The sequence below is a fragment of the Polynucleobacter yangtzensis genome (assembly GCF_001595965.1).
Lineage (GTDB): Bacteria > Pseudomonadota > Gammaproteobacteria > Burkholderiales > Burkholderiaceae > Polynucleobacter > Polynucleobacter yangtzensis.
In genome coordinates, this window is the sequence record NZ_LOJI01000036.1 from 1 (window position 1) to 259 (window position 259).

The window sequence follows — 259 nt, forward strand, 5'->3', positions numbered from 1 at the left end:
CCTAGGTAGCCTCTGGCTAAACCAGCACCAGCAATATAGAGCTCACCCACCACTCCAGGAGGTACAGGCTCTAAGGTGGAGTCTAGGAGGTAGATTTGGGTATTGGAAATCGGTGTACCGATAGGCACCAATTGAGAAGTCAGGCCATCCACCTGTGCATCTAATGGCGTGCTCATCGTAGCGCATACCGTAGTTTCAGTGGGGCCGTATGCGTTAATCATACGACGCCCATCAGCAAAGCGCTCAACTAAAGATGGTG

At 51.7% G+C, this 259-nt stretch carries 1 protein-coding gene; it reads right to left on the bottom strand.

All coding sequences use genetic code 11. The features are described 5' to 3' along the window. The coding region (locus tag JaK3_RS08815; RefSeq protein ID WP_150114250.1) for an AMP-binding protein at window positions 1-259 on the bottom strand (259 nt) is incomplete at both ends.